Below are 15,429 nucleotides of genomic sequence, written 5' to 3'. Positions count from 1 at the left end.
CTATGTCAAAATACATATTTCTGTTAGCAAGTGTAAGCCTGTGGCTGTTTTCATCAGCCTGCTCCATAAAATATTCAGCCAGCGGCGCCAGTATCGATCCGGCCGCCAAAACTGTGCTCGTACGTTTTATCGAAAACCGGGCGCCGCAAAATAATCCGCAGCTCAGCCAGCAGGTAACGGAAAAACTGCGTACCAAGATCCTGGCGCAGACCCGCCTTACCCAAACCAACGACCAGGGCGCCGACTACGAGTTTAAGGGCACCATTACCGGCTATTCCATCTCCAATGCCGCGGTGACCAATGTAGACAAGTCCGCCACCGCCCGTTTGACGATTACCGTGAATATTACTTTCATCAAACGCATCGGCGACAAGAAAGGGTTTACCAACCAGTCGTTCTCCCGTTCCGCCGACTTCAACGCTTCACAGACGATCAGCGAGGCCGAGCCGAGGCTGCTGGAGGAGATTGTGCCCAACCTGGTAGACGATATCTTTAACCGGGCCTTCGCCAACTGGTAACAGCGGGCTATTTGATTTATATATTATTTTCATATTTTAGCACCCATGACCGCTAACAGGATCATTCACCATATTTTTAACCAACCGGACCTCCGGCAGGTGGACCAGGCAAGCCTGGAACAGCTGGTGGAAAAGTACCCGTACTTCGCGGCGGCCCGGATGTTCCTGGCCCGGAAAGAATTTACGGACAAGCAGGACCTGACGGCCCCTGCCCTGAAAAAGGCGCAGCTGTACAGCGGCACACCGCACCAGGTGCACCAGTTCGTAACGGCTTCCCTCCTCTCCGGTTCCCTGGAAAATAATGTGGTGGCGATTCCCGTTGAAACTCCTGTTGAACCTGCCGAACAAACCCAGACACCGGTCGAAGCAGCGGTTCCTGAAGCCGTAAACGGTATTGAGGCAGTCATCCCCCCCATTGAAACCGCACCTGAGCCGGCTGCCGAAGCACCTTCCGCGGCTGTTCACGCTGATATTACGGCAGATGAGCCGGTGTTGTCCGCCGAAGACGCGGCCATTTTAGAGGAGCTGGCAGCGGAAGATGCCCGCAACGCTGCGGTTGCAGCCAAAGTGGAGGCGGTAGCACCTGCTGCACCTACGCTGGATGAAGAAGACATTGCCATTGCCGCAAAATATGATGAATTCCTCTACGAGGAAAAACCGGCAGCGAAAGAACCGGAGCCAGCCATAGCTGCGAAACCGGAAGCACCTGCCGCTGAGGCGCCCGACGAAATCGTTGCGATAGATTACGAGGCGGAGAAAGCTGCCGCCGAATTTGAAGCCGCCCGCACCCTTAGCGAGCCGGATGAAATCGTGGCGATTGATTACGAGGCCGAGAAAGCTGCCGCTGAATTTGAAGCCGCCCGTACACTCAGCGAGCCGGATGAAATCGTGGCGATTGATTACGAGGCCGAGAAAGCTGCCGCTGAATTTGAAGCCGCCCGTACCCTCAGCGAGCCGGATGAAATCGTGGCGATTGATTACGAGGCCGAGAAAGCTGCCGCTGAATTTGAAGCCGCCCGTACCCTCAGCGAGCCGGACGAAATCGTGGCCATTGACTACGAAGCCGAAAAGGAACTGGTCGAATTCGAAGCCGCCCGTACGCAAAGCGCCCCCGACGACATTATTGCCGTCGACTACAGTGAAATACGCGAAGCCGAACAGGCTGCCCAATACGAAGCGGAACCGGAAGACGAAGATATTGTAGTGGAAGCCGCAGCCCAGGAAGGCCCTGGTATTACACTACCCGCAGCCGTCAATGGTACCGCCCACGAAACAGCGGCGCCCGAAGAAGGCCCCATCAAGATTCACCCGATGGACACGCCTGAGGAGGAAACCACCCTCACCTTCCAGCCGCTCTACACCGAAGATTATTTTGCTTATAAAAAGCTGAAAGACCCGAACTCTGCAGAAATGATGAATGACAAAGCCGCAGCTGAAATGAGAAGCTTCACGGACTGGCTACGGGAGCTGAAAGACAGCTTTGCCGGGAAAGCCACCAAAGACTGGTATCACCAGCAGCTGAACAAGCTCTATGAGGATGACGAGCCGGAAGTATCGGAAAGAGTAGAAAAAATGGCCATCGAGTCCATTACACTGAACGACGACATCGTGTCCGAAACCCTCGCAGAGATCTGGGTACGCCAGCACCAGCACGGGAAAGCGATTGCCGTCTACCAAAAATTAAGTTTGCTTAATCCCGACAAAAACGCTTATTTTGCGCAGAAGATCAAAGATCTGCAATTACTAACAGACAACAATAAATAAAAATAACAACGAACATGTTGATTTTCTTTGGAATATTGATCGTTTTAGCCTGTGTTTTACTCGGCTTTTTTGTGCTGGTGCAAAATCCTAAAGGCGGCGGTCTTTCCGGTTCTTTCGGTGGTTTCGGCAACCAGGTAATGGGCGTTCGCCAGACAAACGACATCATGGAAAAAGGCACCTGGATCCTCGCGGCTGTGATTGCCGTGCTTTGCCTCACCTCTGCCATGTTCATCGGCAAAGGCGGCAGCTCCTTCCAGAAAGGTGCCAGCACTATCGAACAATCCGCAGGTTCGGCCGCTCCCGCAGGTAATGCTATCCAGCTGAACCAGCAGCAGCAACAACAGCAACTCCCGGCAGATAGCCAGAAAACGCCTGTCAAACCTTAATTAATATTATTCCATTATAATATTTATAAATACCTCGCCGTTAAAAGCGGGGTTTTTTATTGAATTACCTACGCATTTGCATGAAAAGGACTAAAGCGCAAAACACGAACTCTCCCTGGATTCGCCGCATCGCCGTTATTCTGGCCTGTTTGCTGGCCGGCGGCATGGTACTGGCCGCCTACCTGCTGATGGGCCCCAACACCAAATCGTTCGGCGACAAAAAATACTTCTACGTACCCACCGGCAGCAGTTACGACGATGTGCTGAAAGGACTGGAAGAACAGGGCATCGTGCGCTCCGTGTCTACCTTCAACGTGGTGGCACGCCGCCTCGACTATCCCGCCAGGGTAAAAGCCGGCCGCTATGAGATCAAAAAAGGCATGGGCAACCTGGAAATCGTGCGGATCCTGCGCTCCGGCCGGCAGTCGCCCGTGAAACTGGTAATCAACAAACTCCGCCTGAAAGAAGACTTCATCCGGCTCGTGTCCACCAATCTCGAAGCCGATTCCGCCGCCATGAAAGCCATTCTCGAAGATGGTGTGTATCTCCGCCAGTTCGGCCTCGATACCAATACCGTGATGTGCGCCATCCTGCCCAACACCTACGAGTTTTACTGGAATACCAATGCCGGCAAGGTGTTCGATAAAATCGAAAGCGCCTACGAAAACTTCTGGACGGACGAGCGCCAGGCGAAAGCCGCCAAACTGGGGCTCCGCCCCACCGAGGTGACCGTGCTCGCCTCCATCGTGGAAGAAGAAACCAATAAACATGACGAAAAGCCGGCCATCGCCAGCGTGTATCTCAACCGCCTGCGCCAGGGCATGAAACTCGGCGCCGACCCCACAGTGAAATTCGCCATGAAAAATTTCGCGCTCAAAAGGATCTGGGGCAGCTATCTCGAATTCGATTCTCCGTATAATACTTACCGTTATAGCGGCCTGCCTCCCGGCCCCATCTGCACCCCGTCCGCCAAATCGATCGATGCGGTGCTGACGCCGGCGGATACCGAGTACCTTTATTTCTGCGCGCGGGCCGATTTCAGCGGGTACCACGCATTTGCGTCTACCTACAAGGAACACCTTGAAAATGCAAAGGAATACCAGAAGGCCCTGAATGCGAGAGGGGTGAAGTAATATTCTTTGTATTTTTACGGCAGTCCAATAATCCCCTGATGGTTGATGTAGAAAAACTCGTTCTCGAATCAAAACCCGTGCAATGGCTCGTGCATAGAAGCAAAAGCCTCGTGCTGCCGGGTTTTGAAGGAATCCCCCTGTATGATGTGATCGTTTTTTTCCTGAAAGAAACAGCGCGTGAAAGCCTCGTGGAACGGGCCGCGGCTATTTCTTTCAACTTCCTGCTCGCCATCCCGCCTTTTTTCATTTTCCTGTTCACGCTGGTGCCGTTCATTCCCCTGCAGAATATCGAGCCTACGCTGTACGACCTGGCCAAAGCCGTTACGCCCAATGAGAACACGTACCAGATCGTCCGGGAAATGATCCACGACTTCCTGTACACCCACCGCAATACCCTGCTGTCGTTCGCCTTTATCCTCAGCTTCTATTATTCTTCCAACGGTGTAATGGGCATGCTGCGGTCGTTCGATAAATTACTGCCCGGCTTCAACCAGCGCCTCTGGTGGCAAACGAGGCTCACGGCCCTGAAGCTCACCGTGTTCCTCGTGGTGCTGCTGCTGGCCACCGTGGCCCTCATCATCATGCAGGGCACCATCATGAAATGGGTGTTCGAAATGCTCAACATCCGCGACTCATTCTCGCAACTGGGGCTGTTCGCCGCGCGGTGGCTGTTGATCATCCTCCTGTTTTTCTCGATCATTTCCGTGATCTACCGCTTCGGGCCCGCCACCAAAAAGAAATGGAAATTCATTTCCGCCGGCTCCACTTTCGCCACCATTTCCATGATCGTGGTGACGTTGGGCTTTTCTTTCTGGGTCACCAATTTCGCCCAGTACAACCAGATTTACGGCTCCATCGGCACCGTGCTCATCCTCATGCTGGTGATATATTTCAACTCCTTCATCCTGCTCATCGGCTTTGAACTGAACACCAGCATCAGCACCATCCGCGAAATTGCACGGCAGCGCGAAGCCGGCGAAGAACCTGAAATACAGGGACTTTCCTGATTTACCGTTAAAATCCTATCAGGTTTTAGTTAAAGAAAACTGAAAACAGCCGCAACCGCTTTTAAATGCCTGTGAAATACCTTAATTTCATATTCAACCTTTAAACAAAAATGCCCTATGAAAAAGCAATTTGTTTTATTACTTCTTGCTACCGTATGGCTCACTGCATTCCGTACTTCCGACGCACTGGAGATCGGCGCCAAAATTCCGAAGCCGGACGTGAAGATGAAAGACGTATCCGGCAAGGAAGTGTCGCTCAACGATGTTAAAAAAGCCAACGGGCTGCTGGTGATGTTCAGTTGCAATACCTGCCCTTATGTGCAGCGCAACCAGGAACGTACCCGCGAGATCTGCACCTATGCTTTAAAGCACAACATCGGGGTGATACTCGTCAACTCCAACGAAGCGGAACGCGCCGGCGGCGATTCTTATGAGGCCATGAAAGCCTACGCCAAAAAACTGAATTACTCCTGGTATTACGCTGTTGACAAAAACAACGAACTGGCGGATGCTTTTGCCGCCGACCGTACGCCGGAATGTTACCTCTTCAACAAAGACGCCACGCTGGTGTACAAAGGCGCTATCGACGATAACCCCGGCAATGCCGCCGGCGTTCAGGCCAAATACCTGCACACCGCCATCGATGCCATGGTGGCCGGCAGGGCCGTGGAAGTAAACTCCACCGCCTCCGTTGGTTGCGGCATTAAACGTAAAATGTAAACTACTGCCCTACCAGGAACACTGCATTCCCGAATAACAGTTTACCGTTTTCCCAGAAGCTGCGGAACAACGGGTTATCGGCCAGCAATACCACCGAGCCGCTGCCGATCTCTTTTACGCCGAAAACAAGACCGTCTTTCAGCCGGGCTTTCGTTTGCGCACCCACAAAACCGGTGAGGTAGTCGTCTTTTTTCAGCGCGCCCACGTTCCAGCCGCCGGATTCCATGAATTCGATGAGCTGGTCGCTTTGTTTGAGGGTATAATAGTAGGCGGGATAACCGAATGCCAGCGGATGGCTTTTATCGAGATGTACTTTATAAATGGCGCCCGGGATGAACTGCATGACGCTTTCCCTTTCACGGTTGCCATAGGGCTTCAGCGCGGTATAGGGGTCTTTGGGCTCCTCCTCTTTTTTGTCTTTTTCTTTTTCCTCCGCGTCTTTCTTCAGCAGGAATCCCCATTCCGCTTTGGCCAGCTGGTCTATCGCGTCTTCCATGGCGATGAGTTTCCCGCCATTGCTCACCCAGTCTTTCAGCCGCTCCAGCACTGCTTTGTCGTTGAGCGCCGTGTAACGACCAGCCGGTAAAATGAGCACGTCGAGGTCTTTCCAGTTCATGCCGTAGAGGGCCGATGTATTGAGAACGGTCAGCGGATAGTCGACCTGCTGTTCGAAGAAATGCCAGATTTCGCCCATGCTCAGCGAAGAAGCGCCTTCACCCGCCAGCACGGCCACTTTCGGCTTGCGGATGAAGCGCATTTTATCGGACCCGAAGTCGGCCCCTTTATCCACGAAACCCGTGGGCACTTTCACCAGGGATATTTCCATTTTCTGCGCCAGGGCGGGCAATGCATCCAGCGGGCCGTTGCCGGCTTTGGTGATCACGAGGGTGCCGGCGGGGTAGTTCACGTTGTTGATGGTGAAGTCCGCTTCCGCAAAACGTACTTTGATGTTGCGATTGAGCAGGTAGGCCAGGAACTTCAGGTCTTTGATGCTGTTCCAGGGCGCCAGGTAGGCATATGTATTGCCCGCGGGCGGCTGTGCGGGAACGGGTTTCTCCTGGACGTCGTGCAGAGGTGCGTTCAGTTTTTGTTTGAGCGCATAGGCGGGCAGGCCGTAGGCGTAAGGAAGCGCCCAGGCGGTGATGTCGTAAGTTACAGAGTCCGTCAGCCTCGCCACGGGCTCGAACAACACGCGAAGCAGGTTGGAACGGGGCTGGAAGGCGCTGATCACCAGGTCTTCCTTTTCAACGGTGAACGATTCTGTTTTGCCGGTAAAATAGTTGAAGCCGCTGGCCCCGGTGCTGCTGTTGGCGAACCCGGCCACGATCTCATTTTTCCGCAACAGCTCCGCCAGCGCCTGGAGTTTCTCCGGGTTCCCGGCCGCTTTGACCACATATGTTTTATAGTCGCCCGCCGGCTGCTGGCGCGCATCCTGGAAGTACTTCGAAAATTCCGACACCAGTTTGCCGGCGTTGGTGGCGGATACTTCTATGGTGGCGAGGCCGGTGGTGAAATGATGATCGATGCGGTCGCGCAGTGTGAGCGTATCGCCCTGCCGCGTCCGGATCGCCAGGCCCGCGCGGCCGCTGCCGCCCTGCTCGTAAGTCATGCCGATGGACCCGTTGTAAGTGGGATAGGTATCGCCGTAGCTGGGATAAAACAGGTCGAATTGTTCGCGGGTGAAATAGAGCCATCCTTTTTCGTCGAAGTAAGTGGCGTTGTGTTTGCCGATCTGCGTCTGGAAATCGCGCTGCCAGGCCGTTACGGCATCATGCAGCGGTTCCGCCGCGGGCGCGAAATAATACGGTGCATCCACGCCCTGCTCATGAAAATCCACGTGCACCTGCGGCATCCAGCGGTTGTATTGCAACAGTCGCTGCCTGCTCTCCTGCTGGGTTTGCCAGGCCCAGTCGCGATTCAGGTCGAAATAATAATGATTGCTGCGCCCGCCGGGCCAGGGCTCGTCATGCTCCCGCGCAAACGGCGTGGCATCGGGCACTTTGCTATGAATGGAATTATAAAAATTGACATAGCGGTCGCGTCCGTCAGGGTTCAGGCAGGGGTCGATGATCACCACGGCGTTCTGCAGCAACGCCGCACGGCTGGTGATCAGCGTGTAGAGGGTTTTCATGGCCGCTTCGGTAGATACGGCCTCATTCCCATGCACATTATAACTCAGCCAGACGATCACCGGCTGCGAGGCTGTGGTTTTGCCCGCCACCACATCGAGGTTCTGCTGCCGGATGGTCTCCAGCCGCGCCATGTTTTCCGGCGATGCCACGATGGCCAGCAGCAACGGCCGGCCTTCGTACGAACTGCCGTACGTTTCCAGCTTCACGGTATTAACGGTAGCGGCTATGTGCCGGAAGTATTCCACCACCTTGTAATGCGGCGTAAAACGGGTGCCCAGCTCATATTGCAGGAAGGCTGACGGGGATGTTTGGGCGGCGGTTCGGGTAAACGCCATTAAAAACAACAGGATAGTGGAAAACAGATACCTCATAGCGTCGGTTGTGTTCCTCTAAGATAGGGAATAACACGCAACCCCGTTTTCGCCCGGGGAGAGAATTTCGGCGGGATGAATGCCTGATTCCCTGCAAGAAATGTTATTTTTAATGCAAATCATTCCGCTCATGCGTTTCTGCTTGTCAATTGCCCTGTTGTTTTGCGCAGGCCCCGCGCTGGCCCAGTCCAGTCCTTACCGGTACGAGATCACGAAGTACATCACCCCGGCGAAGTGCGCGGTGGTATCGGCGCATCCGCTGGCCAGTGAGGCGGGCGTGCAGGTGCTGCGCCAGGGCGGCAATGCGGTAGACGCGGCCATCGCCACGCAACTGGCGCTGGCAGTGGTATACCCGGAAGCGGGCAACATCGGCGGCGGCGGCTTCCTCGTAGCACGGCTGCGCGGCGGTAAAACCATCGCCATCGATTACCGCGAAATGGCTCCGCAGAAAGCCAGCCGTGATATGTACCTCGATGCTAACGGCGCCGTACAAACGGAGAAAAGTCTTGCCGGCCACCTCGCCGCCGGCGTGCCGGGAACGGTAGCCGGATTGTTCGCCTCGCACAAACATGCGAAACTCCCCTTTGCCAGGTTAATCGCGCCCGCCATACAGCTCGCCGCCGAAGGATACGTGATCACCGCGGCGGAAGCGGCCGGCCTCAACCGGCGGAAAGACGACTTTATACGCATCAACACCAAACCCACCGCATTCGTCAAAGAAACACCCTGGAAGGCGGGCGACACCCTGGTACAAAAAGACCTGGCCCGCACGCTGGAACTGATCGCGCAAAAAGGCGCGGCAGGCTTCTACCAGGGAGAAACCGCGGAGAAAGTAGTGGCGGAAATGCGGCGCGGCGGTGGCATCATATCGGCGGCAGACCTGAAAAACTACCGCGCGAAAGTGCGTACGCCCCTGCAATTCAAATTCCGGGGTTACGACGTGATTTCCATGCCCCTGCCCAGCAGCGGCGGCATCGGCATACGGCAGATGCTCGGTATGGTGGAGCCCTATCCGTTGGAACAATGGGGCTTTCACAGCACCCGAAGCGTACAGGTGATGATTGAAGCGGAAAGAAGAGCGTATGCCGACCGCGCACAGCACCTCGGCGACGTGGACTTTGTTTCGGTTCCGATTGCCTCGCTCACCCACCCTGCCTACCTGAAAAAAAGAATGCAGACGTTCACGCCGGGCCAGGCTACGCCCAGTGAAAAAATAAAAGCCGGCCAATTCCCGGAGAGCATGCAAACAACGCATCTCAGCGTGTTCGATGCGGAAGGCAACGCCGTATCCGTCACCACCACCCTGAACGGCGGCTATGGCAGCAGAGTAGTAGTGGGCGGCGCGGGTTTTCTGCTCAATAACGAAATGGACGACTTCTCCGTAAAACCCGGCTCGCCCAACATGTACGGCCTCATCGGCGCGGAAGCCAACGCCATCCGGCCCGGCAAACGCATGCTCAGTTCCATGACGCCCACCATCGTCGTAAAAAATAACAAACCCGTATTGATCACCGGCACGCCCGGCGGCTCTACGATCATCACCTCCGTTTTCCAGACTATCCTGAACGCGCTGGTGTTCGACCTTGATGCGAAAACGACGGTGTTTGCACCCAAGTTCCACCACCAGTGGCTGCCGGACGAAGTGAGAATCGAAAAAGACTTCCCCGACAGCACCCGCATGGCGCTGGAAAAGATGGGCTATAAAATGGTGGTGGGCACTCCCTGGAGCAGAACGGAGCTCATCAAGATTCATCCCGACGGAAAGATCGAAGCCGTGGGCGATAAACGGGGCGACGACAGCGCAGCGGGGTATTGACGCAGCGCCCGGCGGCAGAAACAGGCTTATCTCATTATTAAAACAAACTGGGGGCAGAGTGGCGGAGTATTGAAACGGCGTCCGGGTGCAGAAACAGTCTTATCTCATAATTAAACCAAACTGTACGATGCCAGTGTGGCGGAGTATTGAAACGGCGCCCGGCCGCCTTAATCAAACAGAACGATGGCAGGGCGGCGGAATGACAATCCACTTCCAATGCGATCGAACGAAAGCAAAGGAAGAAAAGACCGCCCCCAATAAGACAACAGCAAATCCTCCCGAATCCGTAATTTTAGCATAGCAATCAATCAACAGATCATGAGTATGTACCTGGACAGTCTAAAGAAACGCCTGCTCTCCTACAAAGCACTGGCCGACAAAACATTTGCGCAGCTGAACGACGAACAAATCCACTGGCAGCCGGCAGGTGAGCCCAACAATATTTACATCATCGTCAAACATATGAGCGGCAACATGTTGTCGCGCTTCACCGACTTTCTCACCACCGACGGCGAAAAGCCCTGGCGGCAGCGCGACGCGGAGTTTATCGACGACCCCGCCGCCACCAAAGCGCAGATGCTCGATATCTGGGAAAAAGGATGGAACTGCCTGATGGGCGCACTCGAAAGCCTCAAAGAAGAAGACCTCGGCAAAACCATCCACATCCGGACCGAACCGCTGATCGTCATCGACGCCCTCAACCGCCAGCTCAGCCATTATCCCTACCACGTCGGCCAGATCGTGTACCTCGGAAAAGTGATGAAGGCGGAAGGCTGGCAAAGCCTGTCCATTCCCAAAGGCGACTCCCGGAAATTCAACGACGAAAAAGCTGCCGGAAAATGATCACACGATATACCATCGCGGCCTTCGCGCTGCTCCTCACCGCCTGCGGTTCCGGTAAAACGAACGAACTGCTGCAAAACAAAAAGTGGAAAGTGTACGACGTCACCGTTCCCGCCTCCGACCCGTATAACAACATACAGGTTACGCAGGCGAAGGACCTGAAAAACGGATATTACAGTGACGTGCATTACCAGTTTTTCAAAGACGGCCTGTTCATCGCCACCATTGCCGGGCAGCCGGACAGCGGGCGCTACAAGCTGCTGAGCAACGGCCGCATCATTTCCATCACGGCGGCAGACGGCTCCCGCACATCGGAGCACCTCATCGAAGTGACCACGCTGAACGAGGAGGAATTCGACATGAAAGTGAAATCGGGCGACTATCATTTCATACTGCACACGCGCAAACAATAACATGGTAAAGATCACAGACACCGCTCCCGGCAGAACGGCCCTGGTAGAAGGCAGAACCTGCCTGTATTTTTCGGGCTTCTCCTATCTCGGCATGCATGCCTCCCATACCTTCCGCGACCTGCTGGCCGTGGGGCTGGGCAGGTTCGGGAGCGTGTACCCCTCGTCGCGCATCTCCAACCTGCAGCTGCGGCTGTACGAAGAACTGGAACATGCGCTGGCCACGCAGTTGCACCAGCAATCCGCCGTCTGTTTTTCATCGGGCTACCTCGCCGCACAGGCGGCCATCACCTATGCCGCTACACGCGGGCAGGTGCTGTTCGCACCATCCGCCCACCCCGCTTTGCGGTACCCCGGTGCAGAAGTGCCGGCAGGCAACTGGAACGACTGGCTGGCGACGGTGGTGGATATGGTGAACCTCGGCGCGGATTACCAGTACGTGCTGGTGAGCGATGCGGTGAACCCGCTCACCGCCGTCATCAACGATTTCAGTCCGCTCGCCACCCTGCAGAAAAAAGCGCTCGTGCTGATCGACGATTCACATGGCATCGGGCTGCTGGGCCGGGAGGGCGAAGGGATTTCGCCTCTGCTGCCCCCCAATCCCGCCGCGCATTACCTTATTACCGCTTCGCTGGCCAAGGCGTACAGCCTGGAAGGAGGCATGGTGGCCGGGCACGCCGCCGATGTGGCCGCTATCCGCCACCTTCCCCTGTTTACGGCCAGCACGCCCATGATCCCCGCCAACGCTTATGCCTTCCTGCATGCCGGCAATGCGTTCACCAACGCCCGGAGGAAACTGGCCAATAACATCAATATGTTCAAACGGCTCACCGCCGGGCTCGATCATCTCCAGCACCCGCACGAGCTACCGGTGTTCATCCTGGAAGACAGGACGGAAAGCGTATACAGCTACCTGTTGTCGCGCGACACGTTTATTTCATCCTTCGCCTACCCGGACCCGCAGGGCGCGAAGATCAACCGCATCATCCTGTCGGCCCTGCACACGGGCAACGACCTCGAAATACTCGCCGGCCAATTAACCCAATATTATTCGTGACCCATGCGCAAAAGCATCCTCCTCACCCTCCTGCTGGCCCTGACGCTGATACCGGCGCTGGCGCAGCAGTCGCTGCTGTACAGGATTTCCGGTAAAGGGCTGCAGCAGCCCGCTTATCTCTACGGTACGATTCACCTGATTTGTGCGGGCGACTTTGTGATGCCCCCTGCCCTGAAAAACGCCGTAGCCGCCAGTACCGCCCTGTACCTTGAAATCGACCTCGACGATCCGTCCACGATATCGGAGATGGTAAAGGGAATGGCGGCGCCGGAAGGATATTCGCTGCAGCAGCATTTTACGCCGGAGGACTTCGCGCGCCTCACTGCCTGGCTGAAAGACAGCATGCAGCTCGATATCAATCAATTCGCGCGGAGCAAGCCCATGGTATTGCAGATGAAGATGCTGCAACGCGCCGTGCCGTGCAGCGACCCGGTTTCATATGAGATCGAGCTGCTTAAAATAGCCATGGCGGGGAAAAAGCCGGTGATGGGGCTGGAGAGGATCGGCGACCAGATAGCGGTGTTCGACAGTATCCCCGATAGCGTGGAGTGCCGGATGATCATGGACTATGTGAACGACTTCCCCAAACAGCGCGCCACATTTGAACAAATGACAGCCGCCTATAAAAGGCAGGATGCCGCCGCCCTTCACCGCCTGTTCGCCCAGTCGGCCGAATGGGCCGGATATGAAGACGCCCTGGTGTACGACCGTAACCGGAACTGGGTGCCTGTTATCGAAAAAGCCATCCGGCAGGGGCCCGTTGTCATCGCCTGCGGGGCGATGCACCTCGGCGGGGAGCAGGGACTGCTGGCCCTGCTGAAAGCACGCGGGTACGAAGTAACGCCGGTGCGGGAATAAATGATCCCGGGATTGATACCAATAATTCCCTCTTCCTTAAAACCGGCTCGTCCCGGCGTTCGTCCCGCGAAAAACCCGGTTTCGTCATCCTTCCCTTCTTTCAAAACCGGTTCATCCTTTTAAAATACTGATTGGTGTAACGGATTTTACCTCCCCTTTGCGGCAGTATAAGTTTGCAGTATCAAAATTGACCTATATGCAAACGCTTCGCACATCCCTTTTTACAGCCATAGTAACCCTTTCCGCCTTCGCCGCCGGGGCGCAGGAAAAAAAAGATACCGTAAAGCAGTTGAAAACGGTAGACGTTACCGCATCCGCGCCTCCCATTACCATGCAGGGGGGCACCATGGTGATGAACGTCGGGAAAACCGCCACCGCCGCAGGCTCCAATGCCTGGGAAGTGCTTCAGAAAGCGCCCGGTGTAGTGGTAGACAATACCAATAACGTACAGCTCAACGGCAAGTCCGTTACCGTATACATCGACGGCCGCCCCGCCCGTGTGAGCGGCGACGACCTCAAGAATATGCTGGCAGCCACGCCGGGCGGCAACATCGATAAAATAGAACTGATGAGCAACCCTTCCACCAAATACGATGCGCAGGGCGCCGCCATCATCAATATCAAAATGCTGAAACCGAAAGACTTCGGCACCAACGGTTCCGTAACCGTGAGCGGCGGCTTCGGGCGTTATCCCCGCACCACGGAAGGATTCACCCTTAACCACCGCAGCAGGGGCGTGAACCTGTATGGCGGGTACGACTACATGCACAGTAAACAATATACCAACACGGTGACCGACCGCATTTTCCCCGGCGCCTACCGGATGCAGGATAATGATTACAACCGCGAAAACCGCAACAGCCACAACGTAAAGGCCGGCGCCGATATCGACATCAGCAAAACCACGTCCGCCGGCGTACTGGTGAAAGGCCTCTTTTCCAGCCGCGGCCGCAATGGCGACAACCATACCGCGCTGGCGGACTCCAACTTCGTACAGACCGCGAACGGTTCCCTCTCCATTGTAAATCCCAGCGTGAACGCCTATTTCAAAACCGGCAGCGAGAAAAGGAAAAACGAGCTCACCGTGAACGCCGATTACTTTTCTTACGACAAAGACTGGGACGACGCCTTTGCCAGCCAGTATTTTTCCAAAACGAACCAGCCCGTCGGCGATGCCGGTTTCCTTCGCAACCAGTCCAATTCATCCATTCAATTATATTCATTGAGCGCCGATTATACGCAAACGTTCAAATTCGCCAAACTCGAAGCCGGTCTGAAAACAACGTATACCGAAACAGACAACAAGCTCGACTGGCAGAACCTGAACGGCGGCAAATGGGAAAACGACCCCGGCAAGAGCAACCACTTCATCTACAGGGAAAACATCAACGCCGCTTACGTGGGCCTCAGCAAAACCGTTAAAAAGTATACGTTCAATGCCGTACTGCGGGCAGAGCATACCAATGCGAAAGGCAACAGCCTCACCATGAACCAGCGCTTCACCCGCGATTACGTGCAGCTGTTCCCCAGCGCCAGCGTCAGTTACATGAAAGACATGAAGAACCAGTTCAGCCTCTCCTACCGCCGTAGCATCAACCGTTTCGGGTTCGACATCGTGAATCCTTTCATTACTTACAACAGCGCTTATTCTTACCGCCAGGGCAACCCCGACATCAAGCCGATGCTCATGCAGAGCGTGGAAGCCAACTGGAGCCACAAGTACCAGCTCTTTACGACGATCGGTTACACCCGCATCAAAGACAACCTGAGCATCGTGGTGCGCCAGGACCCCGCCACCAAGATCATGGTGCAGAGCTTCGAAAACCAGTCGAACATGAACGTAGGTTCCGCCACCGTGGTATGGACCAAACCCGTAACGCCCTGGTTCCGCACCACCATCACGGCCATGGGCCTGTACCTGAACATCAACACTTTGCTCGACGGGGTGCAGTATAAAAAAGACAACATCACCCTGATGCTCAACACCCAGAACGCCATTACCCTGCCCAAAGGCTTCACCGCCGAAGTGAGCGGCGCCTTCCAGAGCCCGATCACCATGGGGTATGCCAGCCTGAGAAGCATGGGGTATGTAGACCTCGGTCTGCGTAAAACCATCATGAAAGGCAACGGCTCCCTGAAGCTCGGCGTGAACGACGTGTTCAATTCCCGCCAGTTCCGCTTCGATGTGGTGTACGGCAGCGTGAATAACCAGAGCAAACACGAAATGGATACCCGTGTTGTGAACCTGACCTTCAACTACAAATTCGGGAACAAAAACGTGAAGCAGAACAAAGCCCGCAAAAACACCATAGAGGCCGAAGCAGGCAGAACCGCCACACAATCCATGTAATACGAAAGTTCCCCGGCCGATACCGGGGAACTTTCTTTATTTTAGCGATAACTATACACACATC

At 55.2% G+C, this 15,429-nt stretch carries 13 protein-coding genes; 12 read left to right on the top strand and 1 reads right to left on the bottom strand.

The window, feature by feature from the left end:
• The first annotated feature begins 2 nt into the window (after positions 1-2).
• The 6 genes from EGT74_RS24620 to EGT74_RS24595 all read left to right on the top strand — a co-directional run bounded on the left by EGT74_RS24620 (position 3) and on the right by EGT74_RS24595 (position 5,528).
• Positions 3-518: an LptE family protein gene (locus EGT74_RS24620; RefSeq protein ID WP_123849278.1), complete on the top strand. Its 516-nt coding sequence runs from the start codon at positions 3-5 to the stop codon at positions 516-518.
• Between the two features lie 45 nt (positions 519-563).
• Positions 564-2,282: a hypothetical protein gene (locus EGT74_RS24615; RefSeq protein WP_123849277.1), complete on the top strand. Its 1,719-nt coding sequence runs from the start codon at positions 564-566 to the stop codon at positions 2,280-2,282.
• Positions 2,283-2,296: 14 nt separating this feature from the next.
• Entirely contained in the window at positions 2,297-2,668 is a 372-nt protein-coding gene (secG, locus tag EGT74_RS24610; protein WP_123849276.1) for a preprotein translocase subunit SecG, read from the top strand.
• A gap of 80 nt (positions 2,669-2,748) precedes the next feature.
• Positions 2,749-3,801 carry an endolytic transglycosylase MltG gene (mltG, locus tag EGT74_RS24605; protein ID WP_123849275.1) on the top strand — a complete coding sequence of 351 codons (1,053 nt, stop codon included), beginning with the start codon at positions 2,749-2,751 and terminating at the stop codon, positions 3,799-3,801.
• A 38-nt stretch (positions 3,802-3,839) separates the two neighbouring features.
• Positions 3,840-4,808 (top strand): YihY/virulence factor BrkB family protein, encoded by a 969-nt coding sequence (locus EGT74_RS24600; protein ID WP_123849274.1) that lies wholly within the window; start codon positions 3,840-3,842, stop codon positions 4,806-4,808.
• 117 nt (positions 4,809-4,925) lie between these two features.
• Positions 4,926-5,528 carry a thioredoxin family protein gene (locus EGT74_RS24595; RefSeq protein WP_123849273.1) on the top strand — a complete coding sequence of 201 codons (603 nt, stop codon included), beginning with the start codon at positions 4,926-4,928 and terminating at the stop codon, positions 5,526-5,528.
• A 1-nt stretch (position 5,529) separates the two neighbouring features.
• Here EGT74_RS24595 and EGT74_RS24590 read toward each other — a convergent pair whose 3' ends face one another.
• Positions 5,530-8,031 (bottom strand): M14 family metallopeptidase, encoded by a 2,502-nt coding sequence (locus tag EGT74_RS24590; RefSeq protein WP_123849272.1) that lies wholly within the window; start codon positions 8,029-8,031, stop codon positions 5,530-5,532.
• Positions 8,032-8,161: 130 nt separating this feature from the next.
• On the opposite strand from EGT74_RS24590, the gene ggt reads away from it, so the two are divergent.
• From ggt to EGT74_RS24560, 6 genes are all read left to right on the top strand, one after another.
• Positions 8,162-9,847 (top strand): gamma-glutamyltransferase, encoded by a 1,686-nt coding sequence (ggt, locus tag EGT74_RS24585; protein WP_123849271.1) that lies wholly within the window; start codon positions 8,162-8,164, stop codon positions 9,845-9,847.
• Between the two features lie 318 nt (positions 9,848-10,165).
• Positions 10,166-10,690: a DUF1572 family protein gene (locus EGT74_RS24580; RefSeq protein WP_123849270.1), complete on the top strand. Its 525-nt coding sequence runs from the start codon at positions 10,166-10,168 to the stop codon at positions 10,688-10,690.
• On the top strand, positions 10,687-11,103 hold the full coding sequence (locus EGT74_RS24575; protein WP_123849269.1) for a putative periplasmic lipoprotein: 417 nt from the start codon (positions 10,687-10,689) through the stop codon (positions 11,101-11,103). The genes EGT74_RS24580 and EGT74_RS24575 overlap by 4 nt, the downstream gene beginning before the upstream one ends.
• Position 11,104: 1 nt before the next feature.
• On the top strand, positions 11,105-12,157 hold the full coding sequence (locus EGT74_RS24570) for an aminotransferase class I/II-fold pyridoxal phosphate-dependent enzyme (protein WP_123849268.1): 1,053 nt from the start codon (positions 11,105-11,107) through the stop codon (positions 12,155-12,157).
• A 3-nt stretch (positions 12,158-12,160) separates the two neighbouring features.
• Positions 12,161-13,015: a TraB/GumN family protein gene (locus EGT74_RS24565; protein ID WP_123849267.1), complete on the top strand. Its 855-nt coding sequence runs from the start codon at positions 12,161-12,163 to the stop codon at positions 13,013-13,015.
• A 196-nt stretch (positions 13,016-13,211) separates the two neighbouring features.
• The gene (locus tag EGT74_RS24560) at positions 13,212-15,365 is read left to right on the top strand and encodes an outer membrane beta-barrel protein (protein WP_123849266.1); all 2,154 of its coding nucleotides are present in this window, start codon (positions 13,212-13,214) and stop codon (positions 15,363-15,365) included.
• Positions 15,366-15,429: the final 64 nt, after the last annotated feature.

Source organism: Chitinophaga lutea (assembly GCF_003813775.1).
Taxonomy (GTDB): Bacteria; Bacteroidota; Bacteroidia; order Chitinophagales; family Chitinophagaceae; genus Chitinophaga; species Chitinophaga lutea.
The sequence above is the reverse complement of the archived record's forward strand: the minus strand, read 5'-3'. Positions and strand labels throughout refer to the sequence as shown.

Excerpts from the sequence above, each read along its gene's own strand:
- EGT74_RS24620 (WP_123849278.1), top strand. The coding sequence starts at position 3 with ATGTCAAAATACATATTTCTGTTAGCAAGTGTAAGCCTGTGGCTGTTT.
- secG (WP_123849276.1), top strand. The coding sequence starts at position 2,297 with ATGTTGATTTTCTTTGGAATATTGATCGTTTTAGCCTGTGTTTTACTC.
- EGT74_RS24595 (WP_123849273.1), top strand. The coding sequence starts at position 4,926 with ATGAAAAAGCAATTTGTTTTATTACTTCTTGCTACCGTATGGCTCACT.
- EGT74_RS24580 (WP_123849270.1), top strand. The coding sequence starts at position 10,166 with ATGAGTATGTACCTGGACAGTCTAAAGAAACGCCTGCTCTCCTACAAA.
- EGT74_RS24560 (WP_123849266.1), top strand. The coding sequence starts at position 13,212 with ATGCAAACGCTTCGCACATCCCTTTTTACAGCCATAGTAACCCTTTCC.
- EGT74_RS24600 (WP_123849274.1), top strand. The coding sequence starts at position 3,840 with ATGGTTGATGTAGAAAAACTCGTTCTCGAATCAAAACCCGTGCAATGG.
- EGT74_RS24590 (WP_123849272.1), bottom strand. The coding sequence starts at position 8,031 with ATGAGGTATCTGTTTTCCACTATCCTGTTGTTTTTAATGGCGTTTACC.
- EGT74_RS24615 (WP_123849277.1), top strand. The coding sequence starts at position 564 with ATGACCGCTAACAGGATCATTCACCATATTTTTAACCAACCGGACCTC.
- EGT74_RS24570 (WP_123849268.1), top strand. The coding sequence starts at position 11,105 with ATGGTAAAGATCACAGACACCGCTCCCGGCAGAACGGCCCTGGTAGAA.
- EGT74_RS24565 (WP_123849267.1), top strand. The coding sequence starts at position 12,161 with ATGCGCAAAAGCATCCTCCTCACCCTCCTGCTGGCCCTGACGCTGATA.
- EGT74_RS24575 (WP_123849269.1), top strand. The coding sequence starts at position 10,687 with ATGATCACACGATATACCATCGCGGCCTTCGCGCTGCTCCTCACCGCC.
- ggt (WP_123849271.1), top strand. The coding sequence starts at position 8,162 with ATGCGTTTCTGCTTGTCAATTGCCCTGTTGTTTTGCGCAGGCCCCGCG.
- mltG (WP_123849275.1), top strand. The coding sequence starts at position 2,749 with ATGAAAAGGACTAAAGCGCAAAACACGAACTCTCCCTGGATTCGCCGC.